The 26,781-nt window shown below is 71.1% G+C and carries 26 protein-coding genes; 11 read left to right on the plus strand and 15 right to left on the minus strand.

Going from position 1 to position 26,781, the window contains the following annotated elements:
• Position 1: 1 nt before the first annotated feature.
• Positions 2-1,474 (minus strand): NAD-dependent malic enzyme, encoded by a 1,473-nt coding sequence (locus tag KBX50_RS13190; protein ID WP_210937314.1) that lies wholly within the window; start codon positions 1,472-1,474, stop codon positions 2-4.
• A gap of 175 nt (positions 1,475-1,649) precedes the next feature.
• On the opposite strand from KBX50_RS13190, the gene hflX reads away from it, so the two are divergent.
• Entirely contained in the window at positions 1,650-3,098 is a 1,449-nt protein-coding gene (gene hflX / locus KBX50_RS13195) for a GTPase HflX (protein ID WP_210937315.1), read from the plus strand.
• 64 nt (positions 3,099-3,162) lie between these two features.
• Entirely contained in the window at positions 3,163-4,866 is a 1,704-nt protein-coding gene (locus KBX50_RS13200; protein ID WP_210937316.1) for a hypothetical protein, read from the plus strand.
• Positions 4,867-4,916: 50 nt separating this feature from the next.
• Here KBX50_RS13200 and lexA read toward each other — a convergent pair whose 3' ends face one another.
• A complete protein-coding gene (lexA, locus tag KBX50_RS13205) occupies positions 4,917-5,699 on the minus strand; it encodes a transcriptional repressor LexA (protein WP_210937317.1) in 783 nt (260 codons plus the stop codon).
• Positions 5,700-6,250: 551 nt separating this feature from the next.
• On the opposite strand from lexA, the gene nrdR reads away from it, so the two are divergent.
• From nrdR to KBX50_RS13220, 3 genes are all read left to right on the plus strand, one after another.
• Positions 6,251-6,739 carry a transcriptional regulator NrdR gene (gene nrdR, locus KBX50_RS13210; protein WP_210937318.1) on the plus strand — a complete coding sequence of 163 codons (489 nt, stop codon included), beginning with the start codon at positions 6,251-6,253 and terminating at the stop codon, positions 6,737-6,739.
• Positions 6,740-6,805: 66 nt separating this feature from the next.
• Positions 6,806-9,685: a vitamin B12-dependent ribonucleotide reductase gene (locus KBX50_RS13215; RefSeq protein ID WP_210937319.1), complete on the plus strand. Its 2,880-nt coding sequence runs from the start codon at positions 6,806-6,808 to the stop codon at positions 9,683-9,685.
• 351 nt (positions 9,686-10,036) lie between these two features.
• Positions 10,037-10,987: a DUF2332 domain-containing protein gene (locus tag KBX50_RS13220; protein ID WP_210937320.1), complete on the plus strand. Its 951-nt coding sequence runs from the start codon at positions 10,037-10,039 to the stop codon at positions 10,985-10,987.
• Here the strand turns inward: KBX50_RS13220 and KBX50_RS13225 are convergent.
• Positions 10,971-11,390 (minus strand): DUF6010 family protein, encoded by a 420-nt coding sequence (locus KBX50_RS13225; protein ID WP_210937321.1) that lies wholly within the window; start codon positions 11,388-11,390, stop codon positions 10,971-10,973. The genes KBX50_RS13220 and KBX50_RS13225 overlap by 17 nt on opposite strands.
• An 83-nt stretch (positions 11,391-11,473) precedes the next feature.
• Between KBX50_RS13225 and KBX50_RS13230 the strand changes: the two genes are divergently transcribed.
• The gene (locus KBX50_RS13230) at positions 11,474-12,490 is read left to right on the plus strand and encodes a GlxA family transcriptional regulator (protein WP_210937322.1); all 1,017 of its coding nucleotides are present in this window, start codon (positions 11,474-11,476) and stop codon (positions 12,488-12,490) included.
• On the opposite strand, the gene KBX50_RS13235 is transcribed toward KBX50_RS13230, so the two are convergent.
• Both KBX50_RS13235 and KBX50_RS13240 read right to left on the minus strand, forming a co-directional pair.
• Positions 12,456-13,637 carry an RNA polymerase sigma factor gene (locus tag KBX50_RS13235; protein WP_210937389.1) on the minus strand — a complete coding sequence of 394 codons (1,182 nt, stop codon included), beginning with the start codon at positions 13,635-13,637 and terminating at the stop codon, positions 12,456-12,458. The two genes, KBX50_RS13230 and KBX50_RS13235, sit on opposite strands and share 35 nt — an antisense overlap.
• Before the next feature lie 86 nt (positions 13,638-13,723).
• Positions 13,724-14,065: a YciI family protein gene (locus KBX50_RS13240; protein WP_210937323.1), complete on the minus strand. Its 342-nt coding sequence runs from the start codon at positions 14,063-14,065 to the stop codon at positions 13,724-13,726.
• A gap of 43 nt (positions 14,066-14,108) precedes the next feature.
• On the opposite strand from KBX50_RS13240, the gene KBX50_RS13245 reads away from it, so the two are divergent.
• Complete coding sequence (locus KBX50_RS13245) at positions 14,109-14,348, plus strand: DUF5522 domain-containing protein (protein WP_210937324.1); 240 nt, start codon at positions 14,109-14,111, stop codon at positions 14,346-14,348.
• A 15-nt stretch (positions 14,349-14,363) separates the two neighbouring features.
• On the opposite strand, the gene KBX50_RS13250 is transcribed toward KBX50_RS13245, so the two are convergent.
• Positions 14,364-15,053, minus strand: a complete 690-nt coding sequence (locus tag KBX50_RS13250; RefSeq protein ID WP_093410274.1) for a metal-dependent transcriptional regulator — start codon at positions 15,051-15,053, stop codon at positions 14,364-14,366.
• Between the two features lie 98 nt (positions 15,054-15,151).
• Here KBX50_RS13250 and KBX50_RS13255 point away from each other — a divergent pair, with 98 nt between their 5' ends.
• The 3 genes from KBX50_RS13255 (at position 15,152) to KBX50_RS13265 (ending at position 19,887) form a co-directional block, all read left to right on the plus strand.
• On the plus strand, positions 15,152-16,015 hold the full coding sequence (locus KBX50_RS13255) for a sulfurtransferase (RefSeq protein WP_210937325.1): 864 nt from the start codon (positions 15,152-15,154) through the stop codon (positions 16,013-16,015).
• Between the two features lie 103 nt (positions 16,016-16,118).
• Positions 16,119-17,300, plus strand: a complete 1,182-nt coding sequence (locus KBX50_RS13260; RefSeq protein ID WP_210937326.1) for an acetoin utilization protein AcuC — start codon at positions 16,119-16,121, stop codon at positions 17,298-17,300.
• A 28-nt stretch (positions 17,301-17,328) separates the two neighbouring features.
• Positions 17,329-19,887, plus strand: a complete 2,559-nt coding sequence (locus tag KBX50_RS13265) for a bifunctional GNAT family N-acetyltransferase/acetate--CoA ligase family protein (RefSeq protein ID WP_210937327.1) — start codon at positions 17,329-17,331, stop codon at positions 19,885-19,887.
• 12 nt (positions 19,888-19,899) lie between these two features.
• Here the strand turns inward: KBX50_RS13265 and KBX50_RS13270 are convergent, their stop codons facing one another.
• The 4 genes from KBX50_RS13270 to sigB all read right to left on the minus strand — a co-directional run bounded on the left by KBX50_RS13270 (position 19,900) and on the right by sigB (position 22,295).
• Positions 19,900-20,307: a VOC family protein gene (locus KBX50_RS13270; protein ID WP_210937328.1), complete on the minus strand. Its 408-nt coding sequence runs from the start codon at positions 20,305-20,307 to the stop codon at positions 19,900-19,902.
• Positions 20,304-20,795 carry an SRPBCC family protein gene (locus KBX50_RS13275; RefSeq protein ID WP_210937329.1) on the minus strand — a complete coding sequence of 164 codons (492 nt, stop codon included), beginning with the start codon at positions 20,793-20,795 and terminating at the stop codon, positions 20,304-20,306. The genes KBX50_RS13270 and KBX50_RS13275 overlap by 4 nt, the downstream gene beginning before the upstream one ends.
• Positions 20,792-21,163, minus strand: a complete 372-nt coding sequence (locus KBX50_RS13280) for a helix-turn-helix transcriptional regulator (RefSeq protein WP_210937330.1) — start codon at positions 21,161-21,163, stop codon at positions 20,792-20,794. Before KBX50_RS13280 ends, KBX50_RS13275 begins: the two co-directional genes overlap by 4 nt.
• A gap of 121 nt (positions 21,164-21,284) precedes the next feature.
• Positions 21,285-22,295 carry an RNA polymerase sigma factor SigB gene (sigB, locus tag KBX50_RS13285; protein WP_247673604.1) on the minus strand — a complete coding sequence of 337 codons (1,011 nt, stop codon included), beginning with the start codon at positions 22,293-22,295 and terminating at the stop codon, positions 21,285-21,287.
• Between the two features lie 296 nt (positions 22,296-22,591).
• Here sigB and KBX50_RS13290 point away from each other — a divergent pair, with 296 nt between their 5' ends.
• The gene (locus KBX50_RS13290; protein WP_210937331.1) at positions 22,592-23,380 is read left to right on the plus strand and encodes a sporulation protein; all 789 of its coding nucleotides are present in this window, start codon (positions 22,592-22,594) and stop codon (positions 23,378-23,380) included.
• A gap of 23 nt (positions 23,381-23,403) precedes the next feature.
• Here KBX50_RS13290 and KBX50_RS13295 read toward each other — a convergent pair whose 3' ends face one another.
• From KBX50_RS13295 to KBX50_RS13315, 5 genes are all read right to left on the minus strand, one after another.
• Positions 23,404-23,844: an SRPBCC domain-containing protein gene (locus KBX50_RS13295; protein WP_210937332.1), complete on the minus strand. Its 441-nt coding sequence runs from the start codon at positions 23,842-23,844 to the stop codon at positions 23,404-23,406.
• A 90-nt stretch (positions 23,845-23,934) separates the two neighbouring features.
• Positions 23,935-24,273 (minus strand): metalloregulator ArsR/SmtB family transcription factor, encoded by a 339-nt coding sequence (locus tag KBX50_RS13300; RefSeq protein ID WP_210937333.1) that lies wholly within the window; start codon positions 24,271-24,273, stop codon positions 23,935-23,937.
• Positions 24,270-24,728, minus strand: a complete 459-nt coding sequence (locus tag KBX50_RS13305) for an SRPBCC family protein (RefSeq protein WP_210937334.1) — start codon at positions 24,726-24,728, stop codon at positions 24,270-24,272. Before KBX50_RS13305 ends, KBX50_RS13300 begins: the two co-directional genes overlap by 4 nt.
• 77 nt (positions 24,729-24,805) lie before the next feature.
• Positions 24,806-25,228 (minus strand): D-aminoacyl-tRNA deacylase, encoded by a 423-nt coding sequence (dtd, locus tag KBX50_RS13310; RefSeq protein ID WP_210937335.1) that lies wholly within the window; start codon positions 25,226-25,228, stop codon positions 24,806-24,808.
• Entirely contained in the window at positions 25,228-26,712 is a 1,485-nt protein-coding gene (locus KBX50_RS13315) for a methyltransferase (protein ID WP_210937336.1), read from the minus strand. Before KBX50_RS13315 ends, dtd begins: the two co-directional genes overlap by 1 nt.
• Between the last annotated feature and the right edge of the window lie 69 nt (positions 26,713-26,781).

Here is a 26,781-nt window from a genome sequence, read left to right on the forward strand (position 1 = left end):
GTCAGGGGGTGGCGGAGGCGGAGGCGGCGATCTCGGGGAGGTCGGCCGGGCCGGGGTCGGCGGCGGGGGGTGGGTTGGTGGTCGGGTTCTGGGCGGCGGCGCGGACGGCGGCGGCGACGGCCGGAGCGACTCGGGAGTCGAAGACGCTGGGCACGATGACCGTGGGGTTGATCTTTTCCTCGCCCACCACGTCCGCGATGGCCCGGGCGGCGGCGATCGCCATCTCCTCGGTGAATTCCTCGGCGTGCGCGTCGAGCATGCCGCGGAAGACGCCGGGGAAGGCGAGCACGTTGTTGATCTGGTTCGGCTGGTCGGAGCGGCCGGTGGCGACGACCGCGGCGTGCTTGCGCGCCTCCCGGGGGTCGACCTCCGGGTCCGGGTTCGCCAGCGCGAACACGATCGCGTCCTTCGCCATGGTGGCGATGTCGTCGCCGGTGAGCAGATTCGGGGCACTCACCCCGATGAAGACGTCGGCGCCGGCCAGCGCACCGGGCAGGTCACCCGAGTAGCCGTCCCGGTTGGTGTTCTCGGCCAGCCACCGCCAGGCCGGGTTGAGATCGGTCTGCCCACGGTGCAGGGCACCCTGCCGGTCGTACGCGATGATGTCGCCGACGCCCTGGCGCAGCAGCAGCTTCATGATCGCGGTGCCGGCGGCACCCGCGCCGGAGACCACCACCCGCACGTCCGCGAGCTGCTTGCCCACCACGCGCAGCGCGTTGGTCAGCGCGGCCAGCACGCAGATGGCGGTGCCGTGCTGATCGTCGTGGAAGACCGGGATGTCCAGCGCCTCGCGCAACCGGGCCTCGATCTCGAAGCAACGCGGCGCGGCGATGTCCTCCAGGTTGATCCCGCCGTAGGCGGGTGCGATGGCCTTGACGATGGCGACGATCTCGTCGGTGTCCTGCGTGTCGAGCACCACCGGCCAGGCGTCCACCCCGCCGAAGCGCTTGAACAGCGCCGCCTTGCCCTCCATCACCGGCAGCGATGCGGCGGGACCGAGGTTGCCCAGCCCCAGCACGGCCGAGCCGTCGCTGACCACCGCCACCGTGTTGCGCTTGATGGTCAGCCGCCGGGCGTCGGCGGGGTTGTCGGCGATCGCCTGGCAGACCCGGGCGACTCCGGGGGTGTACGCGCGCGACAGCTCGTCCCGGTTCCGCAGGGCGACCTTCGGACTCACCTCGATCTTGCCGCCGAGGTGCAGCAGGAAGGTGCGGTCGGAAACCTTTCGCACGTCCACGCCGTCGAGCGCGCTGAGCGCGTCGACCACCTGGTCGGCGTGACCGGCGTCGGCGGTGTCGCAGGTCAGGTCGACGATCACGTTCGTCGGATCGGAGTCGACCACGTCCAGCGCGGTGACGATCGCCCCGGCCTCACCCACCGACGTGGTGAGCCGGCCGATCGAGGAGGCGTCGGCGGGCACGGCGATCCGGATCGTGATCGAGAATCCGGCACTGGGCAGTCGGGTCGTGGCCACGCAGGTCCCTCCGTCGGCGCTGAACGGCTCGTCCGCATTTCTACTCGCCCGCCCCGGGCAGCCGGCATCCGCCCCCGCTCTCGCCGATCGGTGGGCGGGCATATACCAGGTGCAGCGGGCGTTGACACATGTCAGGATTACTCGGTACATGCACAGAACGGACAGGAGAGATCGCTTGCGAGACCAGGAGACCTACGTTTCCATCCCCGACGACGAGCTCGACGCCACCACCGGCGAGTACGAGCTCTCCGAACGGCAGGCGCTACGACGGGTCCCCGGTCTCTCCACCGAGCTGACCGACGTCACCGAGGTCGAGTACCGACAGCTCCGGCTGGAGCGGGTGGTTCTGGTCGGCGTCTGGACCGAGGGCACCCAGGTCGACGCGGAGAACTCCCTCACCGAATTGGCCGCGCTGGCGGAGACCGCCGGCTCGCAGGTGCTCGAAGGGCTCATCCAGCGACGCAACCGTCCCGACCCGGCGACCTACATCGGTCGCGGCAAGGTCGACGACCTCGGTTCGGTGGTGCTCTCCGCCGGCGCCGACACGGTGATCTGCGACGGTGAGCTGTCCCCGTCCCAACTGCGTAACCTGGAGCAGCGCACCAAGGTCAAGGTGGTCGACCGCACCGCGCTGATCCTCGACATTTTCGCCCAGCACGCCAAGAGCAAGGAAGGCCGGGCGCAGGTCGAGCTGGCCCAACTGGAATACCTCCTCCCGAGGCTGCGCGGCTGGGGCGAGACGCTGTCCCGGCAGACCGGTGGGTCGGGCCGGGGCGGTGGTGCCGGCGGCGGCGTCGGCGTCCGTGGCCCCGGTGAGACCAAGCTGGAGACCGACCGGCGGCGTATCCGCCACCGCATCGCCCGGCTCCGCCGGGAGATCAAGGCCATGCGGACGGTACGCGAGACCAAGCGCGCCCGCCGCACCCGCAACGCGGTGCCCGCGGTGGCGATCGCCGGCTACACCAACGCCGGAAAGTCCAGCCTGCTGAATCGCCTGACCGGGGCGGGCGTGCTGGTGGAGGACGCCCTGTTCGCCACGCTCGATCCGACGATCCGCCGGTCCACCACGTCCGACGGACGGGTCTACACCCTGAGCGACACCGTGGGCTTCGTCCGGCACCTGCCGCACCAGATCGTCGAGGCGTTCCGGTCGACGCTGGAGGAGGTCGCCGAGGCGGATCTGGTGGTGCACGTGGTCGACGGCGCCCACCCCGACCCGGAGGAGCAGGTCCGGGCCGTCCGCGAGGTGCTCGGCGAGGTCGGCGCCGATCGGCTGCCCGAGCTGCTGGTGGTCAACAAGATTGACGCGGCCGACGAGGAGACCCTGCTCCGGCTCAAGCGGCTCTGGCCCGAGGCGGTCTTCGTCTCCGCGCACAGCGGCCGCGGCATCGACGATCTGCGCGAGACGATCGAGCGGCGGCTGCCCCGCCCGGCGGTCGAGATGCGCGTGGTGCTGCCGTACGACCGGGGTGACCTGGTGGCCCGGCTGCACCGGCAGGGCGAGGTGCTCAGCACCGCCCACCTGCCCGAAGGGACGATGCTGCACGTACGGGTCAACGAGGCACTCGCGGCCGAACTGGTGCCGTACGTCGACACGGCGCAGGTGGCCGGTATCACGCGGTAATTGCCGGTGGTGGCCGCACTGCCGCGTCACCCGACGGAAACCTGCGGCATGCGACACTTCCTTCATGCTCCGCACTGTTTCCTCCGTCACGGTTGCCCTCGGCCTGGTCGGGGCCACCGTGGCGGTCACCGGTGCCGCGCTCGCCGCGCCCGGCCCGACACCCGCCAAGGCAGCATCTCCCGTGGTGGCGGCGCCCCCGGCCGCCGTGGTGGGGCCGCCGGTCACGGCGGCGGGCAAGAAGCAGTGTTCGGTCACCGACTCCCGGCTGCGTGAGCTGTCCGGCCTGGTGGCGACGAAGAACGGCTACGTCGTCATCAACGACAGCACCGAACAGAACGACCGCAAGCAGGTCTTCTATCTCAACAAGGACTGCCAGGTCGTCCGCGAGGTCCCCTACTCCGGCGCGGGTCCTTTCGACACCGAGGATCTCGCCATCTCACCGGACGGCAAGACGCTGTGGATCGCCGACACCGGTGACAACGTGACAAGCCGCGAGCGCCGTGAGCGGGTGGCGGTCTGGAGCATGCCGATCGGCGGTGGCAGCCAACCGAAGCTGCATCGGCTGTCGTACCCGGACGGCAAGCCACGCGATGCCGAGGCGCTGCTGATCGGCGACGACAAGCTACCGCTGATCATCACCAAGGTCACCGCCGGCAAGGCCGAGATCTTCACTCCGGATGGGCCGCTCAAGACCGGTGACACCGCGCCCGTCCCGATGAAGAAGCTCGGCGACATCGAACTGCCGAGGACGGACACCGAGAACCCGCTGAGCACCTTCGGTCGAGTCGCGATCACCGGTGCGGCTCGGTCCCTGGACGGCTCACGGGTGGTCCTGCGCACCTACGCCGACGCCTTCGAGTACGACGTCTCCAACGGCGACATCGTCGCCGCCCTCACCACGGCCACCCCCCGGGTCACCGCCCTCGCCGACCCCTTCGGCGAGGCGATCGCCTACTCGACCGACGGTAAGACCTTCCTGACCGTCTCCGACGCCGGCCACCTGGAGGAGGACGACCCCGTCAACATCCTCAGCTACACCCCCTCCAAAGAGGGGCCGAAGGACCTGGCGAATGATCCCGACGCGGCGCAGAAGTCCGGGCAGTCGTTCCTCGACGGGCTGACCCCGACCGACATCATGTACCTGATCGCCGCGGTCGGCGTGCTCGGAGCCCTGCTGGTCGGCGCGGGCATCTTCGGAATCCTGCGCGCTCGTAAGCGCCCGGTGCCAGCCGGCAGGAACCGCGACAGCGACGACGACGCCGCTGCGAAGCGTAAGGGCGACGGTTTCGGCCCCAGCCAGGACCAGGGCCGTGGCGGGGTGTACGGCGGGGCAGCGGCCGGCGGCGTCTACGGGGGCTCGCCGGCTGGCGAGCGGCCCGGCGGTGGCGCCCGCCCGGGCGGCGTCTACGGCGGCGGTGGCCGGCCGGCCGGCGGCAACGGTGCTCGTCCGGGACAGGGTGGCGGTGGCGTCTACGGCGGTGGCGGTGGCCGGCCCGGTGGTGAGGGTGCTCCGGTCTACGGCGGAAGGCCGGGCGGCGGTCGAGCGTCCGGTGGTGGCGGACGCCCCGGCGGCGGTGTCTACGGCGGCGGTGGCGCGCGCGGCGGCGGACAGCCCGGCGGGGGCGGGCGCGCGGAACCACCCCGGCGTGGTGGCCCGGCCGAGCCGGACTACCGGGGACGACGCTCCGGGCGCTACCGGGAGGACGACAACGGGCCGTACGGGCAGGTGCGCGGCGGGAACTACGGCTACCGGGGCGACCGGTACTGACCTGACGACCGGTACCGGCCTGAGGCCGGTACCGGTCGCGGATCGCTGAGTCAGATGCGGCGTAGCACCGCGACCACCCGGCCCATGATGGTGGCGTCGTCGCCGGGAATCGGGTCGAAGGCCGGATTTTGCGGCATCAGCCAGACGTGGCCGTCACGTCGGCGGTAGGTCTTCACCGTCGCCTCGCCGTCCAGCATGGCGGCGACGATCTCGCCGGAGTCCGCGGTCGGCTGCTGGCGGACGACCACCCAGTCGCCGTCGCAGATCGCCGCGTCGAGCATCGAGTCACCCTTGACCTGAAGCATGAAGACCTCACCCTCGCCGACCAGCTCGCGCGGCAGCGGGAAGACGTCCTCCATCGACTGCTCGGCGAGGATCGGCCCACCGGCGGCGATGCGGCCGAGCATCGGAACATAGGCCGGGGTGGGCCGCTGGGAGCGGGTCAACTCGTCGTCGACGTCGTTCGGGGAGCGGACGTCGACCGCCCGGGGCCGGTTGGGGTCACGGCGGAGGAAACCCTTCTTCTCCAGCTCCTTGAGCTGGTAGGCGACGCTGGACGGGGAGACCAGCCCGACCGCCTCACCGATCTCGCGCACGCTCGGCGGGTAGCCGTGACGCTCCACCCAGGTGCGGATGAAATCCAGGATGCGTCGCTGCCGGGCGGTCAGGTCGACCGTCGCCGGGTCGGGGAAGCTGCTGACCACCGGGGTCACCGGGCGCACGGCCGGCTGGCCGGAGCGGGCACGGGTGACACTCCGGCGTCGGGCGGCCGGGGGACCCGCCTCGATGCTCTGCTGCGGGCTCTGTGGCCGGTTGGCCCGGTCCTCGGTCACGTCCGTCCTCCCTGGTCGGCGCTGAGTGCCTCGGCGGCTCGTGGTGCGCACGGTGATCTCATTACCGGTGGGTCGACCATGGTCACCTCCGGTTGTTCATGACCGTATAGGTGAGATCGGTCTTTTTCAAACATCTGTACGACCTTCCACCGCGTGTCGGTGCGGAAATCAGCACGGCTGCGGGTCCGTCCTGATAAATAGTACGGGTGTTCGAGTGGATGTGAATTGTTGATGCTCGCGCGGGTGGGCGGTAACCGGCGTGGCCCAGTCCGCGTTGGGTTCTCCGGTTGCGGAGAACGGGTGGTGCGGGTGGGGTCTCGGGTGACGCGCCGGACACGCCGACCAACTTGACCCCGGATCGTCGGCGGCATACGGTCGACCCCTAGATGTAGTAGTCACATGGGCGTAAGTTGCCTACAGGTTGGGTTCGACTACCGACCGCACTCCCGTACCGCCAAGCCGGCGACCATCCTGCGGGGATGGCTCCGGCTTACCGAGGCGTGCCCGGAGGGCGGGCGGTCGGGCCCGTGGTCGATCGAGGAGGTCGGGCGATGCGGTGTCCGTACTGCCGGCACGCCGACTCCCGGGTGGTCGACTCGCGCGAGGCCGACGACGGCCAGCTGATCCGGCGGCGGCGATCCTGCCCCGAGTGCGGCAAGCGGTTCACCACGGTCGAGGAGGCGGTGCTCGCCGTGGTCAAGCGCAGCGGCGTGACCGAGCCGTTCAGCCGGACGAAGATCATCGGCGGGGTGCGCAAGGCGTGCCAGGGCCGGCCGGTCGACGAGGATTCGATCGCGCTGCTGGCGCAGCGGGTCGAGGAGACCGTCCGGGCCAAGGGAGCAGCCGAGATTCCCAGCCACGAGGTGGGGCTGGCCATCCTGGGCCCGCTGCGGGACCTGGACGAGGTCGCCTACCTGCGGTTCGCCAGCGTCTACCGGTCGTTCGATTCGCTCGCCGACTTCGAGCGGGAGATCGAGACGCTACGGGCCGCCGCGCGTGCCCGAGAGGCTGCCGGTGCCGAGCCGGCCAGCGCGCAGTGATTTTTCAGCAGTAGCAGTGACAGTCGGATCGCGCGGCGGACCCGCGCGGACGAGGGGGCGGATGAGATGCCGGGGGACGGTGTGACAACAAGCAGGTCACGAAGCAAGGCGGGCGCGGGGCTCAAGGTCGAGCGGGTCTGGACGACCCCGGGAGTGCACCCGTACGACGAGGTCACCTGGGAACGCCGCGACGTCGTGATGATGAACTGGCGGGACGGCTCGATCAACTTCGAGCAGCGGGGGGTGGAGTACCCGGAGAGTTGGAGCGTCAACGCGGCCAACATCGTGACCACCAAGTACTTCCGGGGCGCGGTGGGGACCCCGGAACGCGAGTGGTCGCTCAAGCAGTTGATCGACCGGGTGGTGACCACCTACCGCACCGCCGGTGAGGAGTACGGCTACTTCGCCTCCCCGGCCGACGCCGAGGTCTTCGCGCACGAGCTGACCTGGATGCTGCTGCACCAGGTGTTCAGCTTCAACTCCCCGGTCTGGTTCAACGTCGGCACCCCCTCACCCCAGCAGGTATCCGCCTGTTTCATCCTATCTGTGGATGATTCGATGGATTCCATCCTGGATTGGTACAAAGAGGAGGGGCTGATCTTCAAGGGTGGCTCCGGTTCCGGGGTCAACCTGTCCCGGATCCGGTCCTCCCGGGAGCTGCTCTCCTCCGGCGGCACCGCCTCCGGCCCGGTCAGCTTCATGCGTGGCGCCGACGCCAGCGCCGGCACCATCAAGTCCGGCGGCGCCACCCGCCGCGCGGCCAAGATGGTCATCCTTGACGTCGACCACCCCGACATCGAGGAGTTCGTGGTCACCAAGGCGCGCGAGGAAGACAAGATCCGCGCGCTGCGCGACGCCGGGTTCGACATGGACCTGGGCGGTTCCGACATCGTCAGCGTGCAGTACCAGAACGCCAACAACTCGGTCCGGGTCTCCGACGAGTTCATGTCGGCGGTGGAGAACGGCGGCAGTTTCGACCTGCGCGGCCGGCTCGACGGGCAGACCATCGACACCATCGACGCCAAGAACCTCTTCCGCACCATCTCCCAGGCCGCCTGGGAGTGCGCCGACCCGGGCCTCCAGTACGACGACACCATCAACGACTGGCACACCTGCCCGGAGACCGGCCGGATCACCGCGTCGAATCCGTGCTCGGAGTACCTGCACCTGGACAACTCCTCGTGTAACCTGGCCTCGCTGAACCTGATGAAGTTCCTCCGCGCCGACGGCGGCTTCGAGGTGGAGAAGTTCGTCAGGTCGGTCGAGCTGGTCATCACCGCGATGGACATCTCGATCTGCTTCGCCGACTTCCCGACCCAGAAGATCGGCGAGACCACTCGGGCGTACCGGCAGCTCGGCATCGGCTACGCCAACCTGGGTGCCCTGCTGATGGCCTCCGGTCTGCCGTACGACTCGGACCAGGGTCGTTCGCTCTCCGCCGCGATCACGTCGCTGATGACCGGCACGGCGTACCGCCGCTCGGCCGAACTGGCCGGCATCGTCGGCGCGTACGACGGCTACGCCCGCAACGCGGAGCCGCACAAGCGGGTGATGCGCAAGCACGCCGCGGCCAACGACGAGATCAAGCCCTCCGGCACGGTGGCCACCGCGCTGGTCCGCGAGGCCACCAAGCAGTGGACCCAGGGCAACAAGATCGGCGACAAGAACGGCTGGCGCAACTCGCAGGCCAGCGTGCTCGCCCCGACCGGCACCATCGGTCTGATGATGGACTGCGACACCACCGGCGTGGAGCCGGACCTGGCGCTGGTCAAGTTCAAGAAGCTGGTCGGTGGCGGCTCGATGCAGATCGTCAACCAGACCGTGCCGCGCGCCCTGCGCTCCCTCGGCTACCCGGAGGAGCAGGTCGAGGCGATCGTCGAGCACATCGCCGACCAGGGTCACGTGGTGGACGCCCCCGGCCTCAAGCCGGAGCACTACCCGGTCTTCGACTGCGCGATGGGCGAGCGCTCCATCGCGCCGATGGGCCACGTGCGGATGATGGCGGCGGTTCAGCCGTTCATCTCCGGTGCCATCTCCAAGACGGTCAACATGCCGGAGCAGGCCACCGTCGAGGACGTCGAGAAGATCTACTTCGAGGGCTGGAAGCTCGGCCTCAAGGCGCTGGCGATCTACCGGGACAACTGCAAGGTCGGCCAGCCGCTGTCGGCGGCGAAGAAGAAGTCGGCCGAGCCGGAGGCGACCACCGCCACTGTCGAGCCGGTGGTGGAGAAGGTCGTCGAGTACCGCCCGGTGCGCAAGCGGCTGCCGAAGAAGCGGCCGTCGGAGACGATCTCCTTCTCCGTGGGCGGGGCCGAGGGCTACCTCACCGCCTCGTCGTACCCGGACGACGGCCTCGGTGAGGTCTTCCTCAAGATGTCGAAGCAGGGTTCCACCCTGGCCGGCGTGATGGACGCCTTCTCGGTGGCCATCTCCATCGGCTTGCAGTACGGCGTGCCGCTGGAGACGTTCGTCAGCAAGTTCACGAACATGCGTTTCGAGCCGGCCGGTATGACCGACGACCCGGACGTGCGGATGGCCGCTTCGGTGATGGACTACATCTTCCGTCGCCTGGCGTTGGACTTCCTGCCGTACGAGCGCCGCGCGGAGCTGGGCATCTTCACCGCGAAGGAGCGGGCCGCCCAGCTCGCCGCCGAGGCCGAGGCCGAGGCGAACGGCACGGACCTGACCGCGATGGCCGCCTCCGCCCCGGTGGAGGCCAAGCCGGAGGAGCCTAAGGCCGGCCCGGTCGCCCAGCCGGCCCAGGAACTCGCCGACGTCGCCGCGGTCAAGCCGGCACCGCCGGTCGGTTCCAGCACCGAGCTGCTGGAGGCCGTGATCGGCAAGGCCGCCGACGCGCCGCTCTGCTTCACCTGCGGTACGAAGATGCGCCCCGCCGGTAGCTGCTACGTCTGCGAGGGCTGCGGCTCCACCAGCGGCTGCAGCTGACCCGAGTACGCAACGAGCCCCGGACGGATCACCGCCCGGGGCTCGTTCGTCTCTTGCGATCTTGGACCGAAACCGCCGTCCCAGGGCAGTTCCGTACCAAGATTGGCTGCACCGACGCTTCGTGGGGTGGGTTCGGTGGCGAGGTGGCCGCGCAGCGCGATGGCGAGGCAGTCCATCTGCATGACGTAGGTCTTGACGCAGCCGGTGACGGCGGTCAGTGCCCGGGAGAGCCGGACCTGCCAGCTGCCCAGGCTCGCCGCCTCGGCGTCGGGCAGGTCGGCGATCGACGTGACGGGCGGCGGCGATGGAGGTCACCGTTCACAGTGACCGTGTGGTTGGGATGATCGGGTTATGACGATCGCGGAGCGCTACGTCTGGTTCGCCGAGCGCGAGGCTCGCGGGGTCTCGCCCTCGTACGAGCGACTGGCCCGCTCGGTCTCCCGAGACCAGGAACTGCTCGGCCTGCTGGGCACCCTGCCGGAGGCCAAGCAGCAGCCGAACCTGTTGTTCAGCGTGGTACGCCTGCTGGGCGGGCCGGTCGACGAACCGGCCGCGTTTCATGACTACCTGGCGGCCAACTGGTCGACGGTGGAGGCGGAGGTCCGTACCCGGGTCACGCAAACCAACGAGGCCGGTCGCTGCGCCGTACTGCTGCCGTTGCTCGCGGCGCTCCCGCAGCCGCTTGCCTTGCTTGAGGTCGGTGCCTCCGCCGGTCTCTGCCTCTACCCCGACCGGTACGCGTACCGCTACGCCGGCAGCTCGCCCGGTGGTCACCTGATCGGCACGGGGGAGCCGGTACTCGACTGCGTGGCCACCAACCTGACGCCGCCGGACCATCGGCCGGAGGTGGTGTGGCGAGCCGGCCTGGACCTGAATCCGCTCGACGTGACCGATCCGGCCGACCTGACCTGGCTCGACGCCCTGATTTGGCCGGAGCACGAGCATCGCCGGGCCCGGCTGCGGTCGGCGGCGGCCATCGCCGCAGCCGATCCGCCGCTGCTGGTCCGCGGCGACCTGGTCGACGACCTGCCGGCGCTGGCCGCGCAGGCACCGACCGACGCCACCCTGGTGGTCTTCCACACCAGCGTGCTCTATCTGGTGCCGACGCCGCGCCGGTCGGCCTTCGCCGAGGAGGTACGCCGGCTGCCCGGCCACTGGATCGCCAACGAGGGGCCGAGCGTGCTGCGGTACGCCGCACTGCCACAGCCGCCGAGCGACGCGCACCTCAACGTGCTCGCGCTCGACGGGCAGCCGCTGGCCTGGACGCGCGGGCACGGGCAGGAGATCACCTGGTTCGGCTAGCCGCCACCGGCCCGGCTGACCGCCGGCGGAGCAGGTCCCGCAGCGACCAACCGCCGGTCAGGCACCAGAGCGCGATGACCGGGTCGCAGATTGCGCAGCCGAACGACGAGTCGTGGGCGAAGGGAATGATCGGGTTGCCCTTCAGGTGGTGGACGACGTCCCAGCCGGTGTGCAGGAGCCAGCCGACGCCGATCCACCGCCACGACTCCAGGCCGCGGAAGGCCACGTAGACCAGCGCGGCCACGAACGGGAACTCCCACGCCCCGAGCCCACCGCCGCTGAGGTACGCCGCGCCCGCTCCCGCGATCATGATGGCGTTGAAACGGCGGCGGTGCGGTTCCCGGATCAAGGAGTTGAGGCACACGTAGAGGACGCCGATGAGCAGCGGGACGACGATGTTCATGAGCGGTCAATCTAGGTAGCGGTGGCGGTGTCGAGCAGGGGCCGGCGAGCCATCGACCGACGGGTTCTCGCCAGAATGGGCGCATGCACCGAGTGGTGGTCGTCGCGTACGACGGTGTGGTCCCGTTCGACCTGTCCGTGCCGGTCGAGGTGTTCGGCCGGGCCCGACTGGCCGACGGTGGTGCCGCGTACCAGGTTCGGGTCTGCGGCGCGACCGACGAGGTCCGGGCCGGTGCGCTCGGGCTGCGGGTGCCGTACGACCTGTCCCTGCTGGCCGAGGCGGACACGGTGGTCGTACCGGGGATGGCCGACCTGGACACACCGTTGCCGGAGGCGGTCCGGGCGGCACTGGCCGCCAGCCCGGCTCGGCTGCTCTCGATCTGCACCGGCGCTTTCGTGCTGGCCGCCGCCGGCCGGCTCGACGGGCGGCGGGTCACCACCCACTGGGCTGCCGCGGCCGAGCTGGCCCGCCGGTATCCGAGCGTCAGCGTCGACCCGGACGTGTTGTTCGTCGAGGACGCGCCGGTGTTGACCTCGGCCGGTGCCGCCGCCGGGCTCGATCTCTGCCTGCACGTGGTACGCCGCGATCATGGCGCCGCCGTCGCCGTCGAAACCGCCCGCAGCTGCGTGATGCCGTTGGAGCGGGCCGGTGGGCAGGCACAATTCATCGCGTACGAGCCACCCGCGCCGGCCGGGCACAGCCTCGAACCGCTGTTGGCCTGGCTCACCGACAACCTGCATCGTCCGCTCACCCTGGCTGAGATCGCCGCGTACGCGATGATGAGCCCGAGGTCGTTGAGCCGGCACTTCCGCGACCAGACGGGCACCACGCCGATGCGCTGGCTCAGCCGGCACCGGATCCGCCGTGCCCAGCATCTGCTGGAGCGCAGCGACCAGCCGGTCGAGCGGATCGGCGAGCTGGTCGGCTTCACGTCGCCGACGGCCTTCCGGGCGTGCTTCCGGCAGCTTGTCGGCGTCAGTCCCCGCGACTACCGGGCGACCTTCCCGCCTCCCGCCCGTAGCCCGGGCGAGGAGCGGCGAGGAGCAGCCTGGCGAGATGACCTCGTCAGAAGGCGACGACCTCGCCGAGACGGGTGCTGAGGAAGTCGCGTTCGGCGTCGTTGTCGACCAGATCCAGCGCATCCCGGTACGCCTGCGCCGCCTCGGCGTCGCGGCCGAGCCGGCGCAGCAGGTCGGCCCGGATCGCCGGCACGTAGTGGTAGCCGGCCAGCCGCGGGTCCTGGGCGAGGGCGTCGACCTCGGCGAGCGCCACAGCCGGTCCGTCCACCATCGACACCGCCACCGCCCGGTTCAACGACACCACCGGCGAGGGCCAGCGGTCCAGCAGCATGTCGTAGAGCTGGACGATCTGTGCCCAGTCGGTCGCCTCGTAGCTGGGCGCGAGGGCGTGCAGCGAGGCGATGGCGGCCTGCAGCGCGTACCGGCCGGTGCGCCCGGTGCGGAACGTGTCGAGCACCAGGCGGCGTCCCTCGTCGATGGCGTCCCGGTCCCAGCGGGAACGGTCCTGGTCCTCCAGGCGCAACAGTCGTCCTTCAGGGTCACTGCGGGTGGCCCGGCGGGCGTCGGTGAGCAGCAGCAGCGCGAGCAGCCCGCGTATCTCCGGTTCCTCGGGTAGCAGGGCCGCCAGCATCCGGGCCAGGTGCAGCGCGCGGTCGGCCAGGTCGGCGCGGACCAGCTCGCCCCCGGTGGGCGCGGTGTGCCCGGTGGTGTAGAGCAGGTGTACGACGGCGAGCACCGTGTCGAGCCGTTCGGGCAGTTCGGCGGCCTCCGGGACCCGGTAGGGGATCCGGGCGGCGGCGATCTTCTTCTTGGCGCGGGTGACGCGCGCCGCCATGGTCGGTTCGGGGACCAGGAAGACGCTGGCGATGTCGGCGGTGCTCACGCCGCAGACCAGACGCAGGGTGAGCGCGACCTGTGCCTCCCGGGCGAGCGCCGGATGGCAGCAGGTGAAGACCAGACGCAGCCGGTCGTCCGGCACGGCGACCTCGTCCGGGAAATCCGGTTCGGGCTCGTCCCGCTCCACCAGCAGCGGCAGCTTCGCGCGGAGCACCTGCCTACGGCGCAGCACGTCGAGGGCCTTCCGGCGCGCTGTCGCGGTGAGCCACGCTCCAGGCCGATCCGGTATGCCGTCCCGGCCCCAGGTGCCGAGCGCGGCCAGGTACGCCTCCTGGACGCTCTCCTCGGCGAGGTCGAAGTCGCCGGCGACGCGCGCCGTGGCGGCGAGCACGAAGGTCCACTCGCGGCGGTGCGCGTCCGCGACGGCCCGTTCGACCTCGGCGGTCGTGGCCGGCACGAGGGTGCGCTCGCCGTCGCTCACTCGGCGGGCGGCTCGAACAGCGGCCGGACCTCCACCCCGCCGTCGATGGTGGCCGGGTTCAGCTTGGCGATCCGCACAGCGGTGTCGAGGTCGGGCGCCTCCAGCACGAAGAAACCGGCCACGACCTCCTTGGCCTCGATGAAGGGGCCGTCGGTGACGAGGTCGCTGCGGATGGCGGTGGCGGTGGTGCTCGGTTGCAGCGCGAAGCCCGTCACGATCTGCCCACCCAGCTCGGCCACCTGCGCGGGGTACCGCTCCAGCAGGGCGATGTAGTCGGGGGTGAGGTCCATCGGGTCGGCCGGTGCCGGCGAGTAGATCAGGACTGCGTACTGGGCCATGAGGTCTCCTCCATCGACTTCGGGAAAACCTAGACTGCCGGTGATGAGCGGAGAACGACGGCCCCTGGCGGCGCGGCCCCTGACCGAGCCGCACCCGACGCGGCTGCCGCCCGATCATCCCGGCCGACAGCACATTCTCACCGTGCACGCCGCTGCCCTGGCCGCCGGTGACGCCGGCTACCTCGACCCGGACACCGGCCTGTTCGTCCTCACGGCCGGATTCCTGGCCCGCCGCGGCACCTGCTGCGGCCGGGGCTGTCGCCACTGCCCGTACGTGAGCTGAGAGACCGGCTTCGGGTCAGGCGGCGGCGACGAAGACCCGGGAGGCGATCTCCCGAGGCAACCGGACGCTCTCGCCGGAGCGGTCGATCGACACGGAATCGCGCTCCTGCGCGACCGTCACCGTGGCACCCGGGTCGACGCCGGCCGCGTGCAGTTGACGGAGCACCTCGGCGTCGGTCTGTACGCTCTCGCAGATTCGGCGTACGACGACAGTGCCGGTCAGGCCGGGGAAGGCCAGGTTGCGCTCGCCGTCGATCGGCTCGGGCTCGGCCTGGCCCGGCGAGCCCAGCTCGTCCAGACCGGGGATCGGGTTGCCGTACGGCGACCGGGTCGGCCGGTTGAGCAGGTCGTAGACCCGCTTCTCGACCGCGTCGCTCATCACGTGCTCCCAGCGGCAGGCCTCTTCGTGGGCCTCCTCGTAGGGCATCCCGATCACGTTGACCAGCAGCAGCTCGGCGAGCCGGTGTTTGCGCATCACCGAGACGGCGGCGCTGCGCCCCTGCTCGGTGAGGCTCAGGTGCCGGTCACCTTCGACGGTGAGCAGGCCGTCGCGTTCCATCCGGGCGACGGTCTGACTGACCGTGGGGCCGCTCTGGCGCAGGCGTTCGGCGATCCGGGCGCGCAACGGAGGCACGCCCTCTTCCTCAAGTTCGAGAATCGTACGCAAGTACATTTCGGTCGTATCGACCAGGTCGTGAGACTTCATGGTTTCAGCGGCCCTCCAGCCTTGATGGTACCCTCCCGCGCCTCGGACGTCTGTCGCCGAACCGTAGGGAATGTCACTCATGGTGTTGACTGTGGCCCATGTCCGCTACTGACGATCTTCTGGTCGAGGCCGAGCGGCTCGCCGCCGAACTCGAAGGAACCGACCCGCCCACCCTGCTCGATGTCCGCTGGCGCCTGGCCGGGGCACCGGGACGGGACGACTACCTGGCGGGACACCTGCCGGGTGCCGTCTTCGTCGACCTGGACACCGCGCTCTGCGGCGCTCCCGGCCCGGCCGGGCGGCACCCGCTGCCCGAACCGGTCGCGCTAGAGGCGGCGTTGCGGGCGGCCGGCGTGCGGGCCGGTCATCCCGTGGTGGTGTACGACGGCGGCGACGGCATGTCGGCGGCCCGAGCCTGGTGGACGCTGCGCTGGGCGGGGCATCGACCGGTCCGGCTGCTGCACGGCGGCTACCCGGCCTGGACGGCGGCCGGCCTGCCGGTCAGCACCGACCAACCCGCTCCGAGGCCGGGCGATGTGACGGTTCGTCCGGGTGCCCTGCCGGTTTTGGACGCCGCGGCTGCCGCCCGTCTGGCGGCCGGCGACGGTGTCCTGATCGACGTGCGGGCCGCGCCACGCTACCGGGGCGAGCACGAGCCCATCGATCCGGTCGCCGGCCACATCCCCGGCGCGGTGAATCTGCCCGCACCCGAGTACGTCGCCGAGGGACGCTTCCCGGCTGCGGAGGCGCTGCGGGACCGTTTCGCCGCTGCCGGCGTGGCCGCCGAGGCGCCGGTCGGGGCGTACTGCGGATCCGGGGTGACCGCGGCCCAGGCCGTGTTCGCGCTACATCTGGCTGGCCGCGCGGACGCCGCGCTCTACGTCGGCTCGTGGAGCAACTGGGTCGCCGACCCGGACCGACCGGTGGCGACCGACCCGACGCCTGACCGGTCCGACGCCTGACCGGCCGCGTCGGCGACCGGAGGGCGCGGACCGGGGGCAACGTGTGACCGGCCGGCGGCCCGGCTGCCGGACCGCCAACCGGCCCTCGTGCGACCATGGGCAGATGTCCGACGACACGGTGGTGGTGTGGGACGAGTCGCTGCTCGCCTACGACCTCGGTGACCACCCGCTGGATCCGGTCCGGGTGGAGTTGACCATCGCACTCGCCCGGGAACTGGGCATCCTGGAACGCGCCGGGGTGCGGTTGGTGCCGCCGTCGCCTGCCGACGACGCCCTGCTCACCCGGGTACACGACCCGCGCTATCTGGACGCGGTCCGGATCGCGCCGCGCGACCCGCTCTTCGCCGGGTTCGGTCTGGGCACTTCGGACAATCCCGTCTTCGACGGGATGCACGAGTCCAGCGCGTTGGTCGCCGGGGCGAGCGTGATCGCGGCCGAGGCGGTGTGGCGGGGCACGGCCCGCCGGGCGGTGAACGTCGCCGGTGGCCTGCACCACGCGATGCCCGCCCGGGCAGCCGGCTTCTGTGTCTACAACGACCCGGCGGTGGCCATCGCCCGGCTGCTCGACCTGGGTGCCGAGCGGATCGCGTACGTGGACGTCGACGTGCACCACGGCGACGGGGTGCAGCAGATCTTCTGGGACGACCCACGGGTGCTGACGGTCAGCCTGCACGAGACCCCGCTCGCCCTGTTCCCCGGCACCGGCTTCCCCGACGAGACCGGTGGCCCGAACGCCGCCGGCACCGCGGTCAACATCCCGTTGCCGCCGGGGGTCGAGGACGCCGGTTGGCAGCGTGCCTTCCACGCGGTCGTGCCCTCGGTGCTGCGGGCGTTCCGCCCACAACTTCTGTTCACCCAGTGCGGGGCGGACGCCCATCGCGTCGACCCGCTGGCCGACCTGCACCTGTCCGTCGACGGGCAGCGCGCCACCTACCTGGCGTTGCGGGCGCTCGCCGACGAGTTGTGCGACGGACGCTGGGTGGCCACCGGCGGTGGCGGGTACGCCCTGGTCGAGGTGGTGCCCCGGGCCTGGACGCATCTGCTGGCGGTGGCCACCGGCGCGCCGTTGGATCCGGCGACGCTGACCCCGCCGGCCTGGCGGGAACTGGCCACGGCCCGCCGGCCCGGCTTCGACGTACCGCTGCGGATGACCGACGACGTCGACCCGGGCTACGAGCCGTGGCAGCCCACCGGGGAGCCGAGCCCGGTGGACCGGGCGATCGCGGCGACCCGGAAGGCGGTCTTCCCGCTGCTCGGCCTCGACCCGCACGATCCGCGTGACTGACTGAGCGGGCCGGGGAGGGCCGTCCGAGGTGACCACAGCCGAACACACCGTGGACGTGCTGCTCAGCGACGGCAGCACGGTCCAGTTGCGACCGATCGCGCCGTCCGACGCACCCGAGATCGTGGCGATGCACTCCCGGTTCTCCGAACGCACCCGTTACCTGCGCTACTTCTCGCCGTACCCGCGGATCCCGGAGCGGGATCTGCGCCGCTTCGTCAACGTCGACCACCGTGACCGGGAGGCGTTCGTGGTCCTGGCCGGCGACCGGATCGTCGCCGTGGGCCGCTACGAACGGCTCGGCCCGGCCTCGCCCGACGCCGAGGTGGCCTTCGTGGTCGAGGACGCCTACCAGGGGCGGGGCATCGGATCGGTGCTGATGGAGCATCTCGCCGATGCCGCCCGCCGGGCCGGGATCGTCAACTTCGTGGCCGAGGTGCTCCCGGCCAACGGGCAGATGCTGCGGGTCTTCGCCGACTTCGGGTACCAGATCCAGCGCCAGTTCGCCGACGGGGTGGTGCACCTGAGTTTCCCGATCGCGCCCACCGAGACGACCCTGGAGGTGCAGCGCGGACGGGAGCACCGCACCGAGGCGCGGTCCATCGCCCGGCTGCTCGCCCCACGTGGCGTCGCCGTCTACGGTGCCAGTGCCACCGGTCAGGGGGTGGGGGCCGCGGTGCTCGGGCACCTGCGCGACGGCGGGTTCACCGGGTCGGTGGTGCCGGTGCACCCGAGCGCCGCGCGGGTGGCCGGGCTGCCCGCGTACCCGTCGGCGGCCGACGCCGGGCTGCCGGTCGACCTGGCGGTGGTGGCGGTGCCCCCGGAGGCCGCCGCGTCGGTGGTCGCCGACGCCGCGGCGGCCGGGGTGCACGGCCTGGTCGTGATCTCCGCCGGCTTCGCCGAGGCCGGTGTCGAAGGTGCCGCCGCCCAGCGTGCCCTGGTTCGCGCGGCCCACGCCGCGGGCATGCGGGTGATCGGCCCGAACTGCCTGGGGGTGGCCAACACCGACCCGGACGTACGCCTCAACGCCACCCTCGCTCCGCGCCTGCCGGTGCCGGGCCGGGTCGGCATCTTCAGCCAGTCCGGTGCGTTCGGCGTGGCGCTGCTGGCGGAGGCGGACCGGCGGGGGCTCGGTCTGTCCAGCTTCGTCTCGGCCGGGAACCGGGCCGATGTCTCCGGTAACGACCTGTTGCAGTACTGGCAGGACGACCCCGGCACCGACGTGATCATGCTGTACCTGGAGACCTTCGGTAACCCGCGCAAGTTCGCCCGGCTGGCCCGGCGGATCGGCCGGGACAAGCCGGTGGTGGCATTGGCGTCACCGGCCCGCCCGTCGGGTGTCGGTGACGTCGCCGGGCCGGACGCCACGGCGGTCAGCGCGTTGTTCGCCCAGTCCGGGGTGATCCGGGTGGACACCGTCGGTGAGCTGCTCGACGTCGGGGTGCTGCTGGCCAACCAGCCGCTGCCGGCCGGTGACCGGGTCGGCGTGGTCGGTAACTCCTCGGCGCTGACCGGTCTCGCGGCCACCGCCTGCGCAACCCAGGGGCTCACCGTCGCCGACGGATACCCGCGGGATGTCGGTCCGAGGGCCAGCGCGGCCGAGTTCGCCGAGGCGTTGGCCGCAGCCGCCGCCGACGATGCGGTCGACGCGCTCGTGGCGCTCTTCGCCCCGCCGCTGCCCGGCCAGTTCACCGGCACCGAGGCCGATTTCACCGCTGCCCTGCCGGCGGCGCTCTCCGGTGGCAAGCCGGCGGTGGCCACCTTCCTGGTCGGCCGTGCCCCGGCCGGGATGCCCTCCTACCCGAGCGTGGAGGAGGCGGTCCGGGCGCTGGCCCGGGTCACCGCGTACGCGCAATGGCTGCGCCGGCCCACCGGAACTCTGCCGGAACTGCCCGGCGTCGACCCGGCGGCGGCACAGGCGGCGCTGCGGGCGGACGACAGCGATGCGGAGGCGTTGCTTGCCGCGTACGGCATCGACGTGGTCGAGTCGGTGCCGGTCTCGTCGGTAGACGAGGCCGTCGAGGTGGCCACCCGGCTCGGGTTCCCGGTGGCGCTCAAGGCCGCAGCCCCGGGGTTGCGGCACCGCCTCGACCTCGGTGCGGTCCGCCTCGATCTGCCGGACGCCGCCGCCGTGCGCCGCGCCGGTGCGGAGCTGGCGGCGGCCTTCGGTCCGGACGTCCTGGTGCAGCCGATGGTGCCGCCCGGCGTGGCCTGTGTCGTGGAGTTGGTCGAGGATCCGGCGTTCGGACCGGTGGTCGGGTTCGGGCTGGGTGGGGTCGCCACCGAGCTGCTCGGTGACCGGGCGTGGCGAGCCGTGCCGTTGACCGACCGGGACGCCACCGAGCTGGTCGACGCGCCCCGGGCGGCGCCGCTGCTTCGTGGCCATCGGGGGGCCGCGCCGGTCGCCCGCGCCGCCCTGGCCGATCTGCTGTTGCGGGTCGGTCGCCTCGCCGATGACCAGCCCCGGGTCCGGGCGCTGACGTTGAACCCGGTGCTGGCCCGGCCCGACGGTCTGTCGGTGCTGCACGCGAACGTCCGGATCGGCTCCGCCGCCGTGCCGCGCCCCGACACCGGCCCCCGTCGATTGTGAGTGGGCGGCCGGTCACGCTCGGCCGGAGATCTGCTGCACCGCCCAGGCGTTGCCGTCGGGGTCGGTGAAGAAGACGAAGCCGACATTGTCCAGCGGCTCCGGCACCGGACGCGGATTCTCGCCGAGCACCTGGATCTCACTCACCTCGACGCCGCGTTCGAGTAGTTCGGTGCGGGCCTTGGCGAGGTCCGGTACGACGAGTTGCAGGCCCTTCAGCGATCCCGGTGGCATCTGCGGCACGGCGCCCTTGCCGATCACGATCGAGCAGCCCGACCCGGGTGGGGTCAACTGCACGATGCGTACGTCGTCGCCGATCACGGTGTCGTGGTCGACGGCGAAACCGAGCTGGTCGGCGTAGAAGGCCTTGGCCCGGTCGATGTCGGAGACCGGTACGACCACCACTTCCAGCGTCCAGTTCATTGCTGTCCTCCTGTTCTCGTCGCCAGCAGTCCGGCGAGGCGGGTGAAGCTCTCGGTGATCCCACGGACCATCGGGTACCGCAGGGCGACGTCGCGTCCCTCGGGGGTGGCGTAGCGCAGCGTGGTGGTGACGGTGGTCCGCCCGGCGAGCTCGGTGAACGTGTGGCTGACCAGGGTGTCGCCGGGGTACGACTGGTCGTCGAAGCGTTCGGTGCAGACGAGCTGGTGCGGAGCGGTGATCGCCCGATAGACCCCGCGTTGGACCATCCGTTGCCCGTCCGGGCCCTGCGACTCGAACCGCCAGCGCCCGCCGACCCGCAGGTCGACCTCGCAGCCGACCAGCTGCCAACCGCGTGCGCCGTACCAGCGGACGAGCAGGTCAGGGCGGGTGAAGGCGGCGAACACGAGCCGCGCCGGTGCGTCGAAGACCCGGCTCAGCACGATCTCCCGATCGCCCGGCGTGTCGACCACCAGATGGTCGTCGATCACGATGCCGCACCACCGTCCGGCGTTCCGGCCCCGAGTTGCTCTTCCTCGGCCGAACGCAGCTCGTCGAGCAGGGTGTCGAGGCGCTGGTAGCGCTCGGCCCAGTGCTCGCGGTAGGCGGCGAGCCAGGCGGTGGCCGCACGCAGCGGCGCGGCTTCGAGGCGGCACGGGCGGCGCTGGGCGTCTCGTCCCCGGCTGACCAGTCCGGCACGTTCCAGCACGCGCAGGTGTTTGGAGACGGCCGGTTGACTCATCGCGAAAGGCGCGGCGAGTTCGGTGACGGTTGCCTCGCCGGCCGCCAGCCGGGCGAGTATGGCGCGCCGGGTGGGGTCGGCGAGAGCGGCGAAGGTGGCGTCCAGGTCATTGAGCATTGCATATAACCTTCCGGTTTGATAACCAAAAGGTTTGTACCGGCTGGGGCGTCCGCACGTCAAGCGGGCACGCACGCATCGGCCCCGGCGAACCGCCGGGGCCGATGATCGAACGCTCAGCTCAGCAGGCGTACGCCTCCAACCGCTGCGCCCGCTCCGGGGCACGCAGTTTGAGCAGGGTCACCTTCTCGATCTGCCGGATCCGTTCCCGGGAGAGGCCGAACTCCCGGCCCACCTCGTCCAGGGTGCGTTGCCGACCGTCGTCGAGGCCGAACCGCAACCGGATCACGGCCTGCTCCCGCTGCGAGAGCGTGGCCAGCACGATGCTCACCTCGTTGCGCAGTTCGCCATGGGCGGCGGCGTCGCCGGGCCCGGCGGCCGGGTCGACGGCGGCGACGAAGTCACCGAGGGCGCTCTCACCGTCCTCGCCGACAGCCTGGTCCAGACTCACCGGCTCCCGGTCGTACGAGATCAGCTCGATGACCTGGAACTCCGGCACGTCGAGCGCGCGGGCCACCTCGGCGACCGTGGGCTCCCGACCCAGCGACACGGTCAACTCACGCCGGGCGCGGACCATCCGGTTCACCTGCTCGACCATGTGGACGGGGATGCGGATGGTGCGGGCCTGGTCGGCCATGGCGCGGGTGATGGCCTGTCGGATCCACCAGGTGGCGTAGGTGGAGAACTTGTAGCCCTTGGTGTAGTCGAACTTTTCGACGGCGCGGATGAGGCCGAGGTTGCCTTCCTGGATGAGGTCGAGGAACGCCATCCCCCGGCCCGTGTACCGCTTGGCGATGCTCACCACCAGGCGCAGGTTCGCCTCCAACAGGTGGTTCTTGGCGGCTCGGCCCTGCCGCGCGACCAGCTCCAGATCGGCGCGCAGCTCTTCCGAGACCGGTATGCAGGTGCTGAGCTTCTCCTCGGCGAACAGGCCGGCCTCGATCCGCTTCGCCAGGTCCACCTCCTGCACGGCGGTGAGTAGCTTCGTCCGACCGATTCCGTTGAGGTATGCCCGGACCAGGTCGGTGGAGACGCCGCGCTCGTCGGTGGCGTCCAGGTCGGTCAGGGTGTCTACGCCGTGCTCCGCCTCGGTGCCGGCGTGCGTGCGGTGTTCCGTCATCTGCTGGGCCATCTCAGTCTCCCCGTGTCCACGTCCGTGCCGTGTCCGCCGGCCTGTTGCGCCGGTGACAAACAGCTTGGCCGTCGGGGCGTAAAACGGGAGTGAGGCGATCGGGGAACCGACAGTCTGTGAGCGACCATCGGGAAAGTCGCCCGGATTGCCCGACGGTCGCTGAGCCGGCACTCGGCGACGCGTTGGCCCGGCGGTTCGGCCGGCTCGGCTTGTTGGCGCCGGTTACCGTGCCAGCGGTCGGCTGTCGGGCCGGCCTACCTGCCCGGGTGCCGGGCGATCGAGCGACGGAGGCAATCGTGGTGTTCAAACGGCTCATGCAGGCGATGGGAGTCGGTGGTCCGTCGGTGGAGACGGTGCTGTCGAATCCGAACTGCCGGCCGGGCGGCCACCTGGAGGGCAGCATCGCGGTCACCGGGGGTGACCATGGAGTCGACGTGTCCTACGTGGCCCTGGGGCTGCTCACCCGGGTGGAGGTGGAGAGCGGCGACAACGAGTACGCCACCAATCAGGAGTTCCAGCGGCAGCAGGTCACCGGCCCGTTCCGGCTGGAGGCGGGGCAGCGCTACGACATCCCGTTCCGGTTCGAGGTGCCGTGGGAGACCCCGCTCACCGAGCTGTACGGGCAGCACCTGCACGGGATGACCATGGGTCTGCGTACCGAACTGGAGGTGGCCCGCGCCGTCGACAAGGGCGACCTGGACGCGGTGGCGGTGCACCCGTTGCCGGCCCAGGAGCGCCTGCTGGATGCGCTGCTGCGGCTCGGTTTCCGGTTCGCGCGAGCCGACGTGGAGCGCGGGCACATCTACGGTGTCCACCAGACGTTGCCGTTCTACCAGGAGATCGAGTTCTACCCGCCCCCGCAGTACGCGGGCGCGATGAAGCAGCTGGAGGTCACCTTCGTCACCGACCCCCGGCAGGTGCAGGTGGTGTTGGAGCTGGACAAGCGGGGTGGGTTGTTCACCGAGGGCCGCGACGTCTTCGGTCGCTTCGCCGTCGAGCACGCCTCGGCGGCCAACACCGACCTGGTCGCCCAGCTCGACGGCTGGCTGCGTCAGTCGCTGCAACGCCGCGGCCTCTTCGGCTGAACTCCGCGATCCCGCGCCGTACCTCAGTGCCAGTTGCTGATCTGCACGTCGTGCGGCGCGGGCTCGCCCTTACCGGTCTCGACCAACTGCTTGAGACTCATCAGGTAGATCGCCCACTTGGTGCTGCAGTGGTACATGAACTCCACCGGCTCCTGCCAACCCTCGTGGCGGAACAGCACGATGGTGAAGTCGTTCTCCCGCTTCAGCTCGAAGCGGACCCGGGTGCCGATCCACTCCTCGGGGCCGTCGACGACCTCCCAGAGCACCAGCTCGGCCGGCCGGCTCTCCAGGACCTTCATGTCGAAGCCGCCCGGGATGAACCGGAACCGGAGCACACCGCCGACCTCACCGTCGCCGTCCGTGTCCTTCGTCCACCAGTTCGCGAGCCCGTCGACGGTGGTCAGGGCCGCGTACACGTCCTCGGGATCCGACGTGACGCCGACCCGGTGCAGGATGTCCAGCATCTTGATACCTCTTTGTCTCGGTAGGAGGCCCGAACATGGGCAGGGTGAGTCACGCCGCCACGGACATGGCGGCGATTCGTCAGGTGTGGTTCAGCTCCGCTGGTCGCGCTGGATCGCCTCGGCGATCCGCTTGATCCGTCGCAGCCGTGCGTCCCAGGTCGCGCCGACCGCCGACAGTTGCGCGACCGCGCGGGCGAGTTGTGCCTCGTCAACCTCGTAGCGGCGCTCCCGGCCGGCCGGCGTGCCGTGGACCAGTCCGACCCGGCCGAGTACGCCGAGGTGTTTGGCGACCGCCTGCCGGGTGACCGGCAGCTGGTCGCTCAGCGTGGTCGCCGTACCGCCGCCGTCGGCCAGTAGCAGGTCGAGCATCCGCCGCCGGGTCGGGTCCCCGACGGCGGACCAGAGGTCGTCGTCGACACCGACACTCATCGAGCCGACACCAGCCGGGCCACGTAGTCGACGAGGCGGGGCAGGAAGTGGTCCCAGCCGGTGACGTGGTCGCGGTAGTGCTCTTCGAGCACGGCGGCCTCCCAGCCCCGCTCCCGGAACCCGGTCTCGGTGAGGCGCAGCAGCGTACCCCTGCCCGACGGGACCAGGTCGAAGGTCACCAGGAGCGAGTTGCTCGGCGTCGCGACGGCGAGATCGTCGTACACCCACCGGAACGAGAACCGCCGGGGCGGGTCGGCCGCCACCACGGTCAGCGGCATGACCTCGGTGTTGGGCGGCTCACCGAAGGAGATGGTCCCGGTGGCGCCGGGGACCGGATCGAGATCGGCGTCGTCCGGCCACCACTGCCGGAGATGTTCGGGGGCCGTGACGACCTCGTAGACCACCTCCGGTGTGGCGTCGATGTGGATCTCCCGCTCGATGCTGCCGTACTCCATGCGTTCCTCCAGACATGCAACCTGTGGTTGCGTCTGACTCTAGGGCTCGCGGTCGACATGTGCAACCAATGGTTGCGTTACAGCTCCAGAAGGATGGTGCATGGACCGACGTTGACGCTCTCCACCAGCATGTGCGCGCGGAAGCGGCCGGTCTCGACCGTCGCGCCGCGCTGGCGCAGCGCCCGCACCGTCTCGTCGACGAGCGGTTCCGCCACCTCGGCCGGGGCGGCCGCGGTCCAGGTGGGCCGACGGCCCTTGCGCGCGTCGCCGTAGAGGGTGAACTGGCTGACCACGAGGATCGGCGCGGCTGCATCCGCCGCCGACCGCTCGTCATCCAGGATGCGTAACTCGTGCACCTTGCGAGCCATCGTCCGGGCAGTCTCCGGGGTGTCGGTGTGGGTCACCCCGAGCAGCACCAGCAGCCCATCGTCGATCGCGCCGACCACCTCGCCATCGACGGTCACGCTGGCCCGGCCGACCGTCTGCACCACTGCCCGCATCAGGCGATCTCCGGCGCGATGAAGCCCCGCTCCACCAGGTGCGCCACGATCGGCCCGGCCGCCTCGGCCAGTTCGTCGACGGCCACGTCGTGCGCGACGGCGAGCAGCGCGAGCTGGTCACGCAGCGGCAACCGCCCGTCGGCCCCGCCCACCAGGGCCAGCACCAGCGGGTCGATCTCCTCGGTCCACCGCAGTCCGTTCGGTAGGGCGAGGACCTGTCGGTCCACCGCCCAGCCCTCGGAGCCCATCGTCGCCTCCTGGCGCAGCTGAAGCCCGTCGGCGGCGCGGTAGCGGGCGGCCAGCAGGCCCTCGGTGTCGCGTACGCGCAGCCAGTCCTGCCGGTCGAACCAGTCGGCGATCCGATCACCCATCGGTGGTTGCACCCGCTGGCGCAGATCCTCCACCCGCAGCACCGGTTCGTCACGGTCGCTGCGGCGCAGCGAGACGATGCCGAAGCCGATCGCTTCCACCTTGTGCGCGTCGAACCAGTCGAGCCAGTCCGCCATCCGTTGCGGGTCGGTGGCCTCCCCGACATCGGTCAGCCACAGGTTGACGTACGCCATCGGGTCGGCGACCTCGCGCTGGATGACCCAGGCGTCCAGGCCGGTGCCGGCGAACCAGCCGGCGACCCGTTCGCCCCAGTCCTCGCCGGCCACGTGCACCCAGTTGGCGAGGTACTGCATGGTGCCGCCTTCGGTGAGCAGGCCCGGGGCGGCGGCGGCCAGCTCGGCGCCGATCGCGTCGCCGACCCGACCGGAGTCGCGGTAGACATGGGTGGTGGTGCCCGGCCCGACCACGAAGGGCGGGTTGCTCACCACGAGGTCGAACTGCCGGCCGGCGACCGGGGCCACCAGGTCGCCATGCAGCAGCTCCCAGTCCTGGCCGTTGAGGGCGGCGGTGGTGGCGGCGAAGCGCAGCGCCCGCCGGGACACGTCGGTGGCGGTGACCCGCCGGGCGTGGGTGCCCAGATGCAACGCCTGCACGCCCGAGCCGGTACCCAGGTCCAGCGCGCTGGCCACCGGTCGCCGTACGGCTGCGCCGATCATCGTCTGCGTCGCCCCGCCGATCCCGAGCACGTGTTCGGCGTGCAGCGGGCGGCCGGGGCGGGCGCTGGCCGGCACGTCCGCGAGGACCCACCAGTCGTCGCCGTACGGCTCCAGGTCTATACCCATCCGCAGCCCGTCGCCGTGCCGTTCGACAAGTCCCGCGTCGAGCGCGTCGGTGAGCGGCAGTGGCGCCAGCGCGGCGGCGACCGCGGCTTCGGGCTCGGTCTGCTCGCAGATGAACACCCGGATCAGGGTGGCGAGGGGATCACGGTCGGCGGTGGCGCGCAGCGCGGCCCGGAAGTCGTTGCGGGCGACGCCACCGGTCGCCTGTGGGCCGAGCCGTGTGGCGATGCCGTTGGCGGTGAAGGAAGCCCGGGTCAACGCGGTCCGCAGCGCTTCGACGCCGGCGGGGGAGAGCAGCATGTCGTGTCCGTCCACACCGCCATCCTGCCTGGTGGCGTCGGGTCCGGAGACCACCGCCCGTGACATGACAGATCGATCGAAAAA

The organism is Micromonospora sp. C51 (genome assembly GCF_018070435.1).
GTDB lineage: Bacteria > Actinomycetota > Actinomycetes > Mycobacteriales > Micromonosporaceae > Micromonospora > Micromonospora sediminimaris.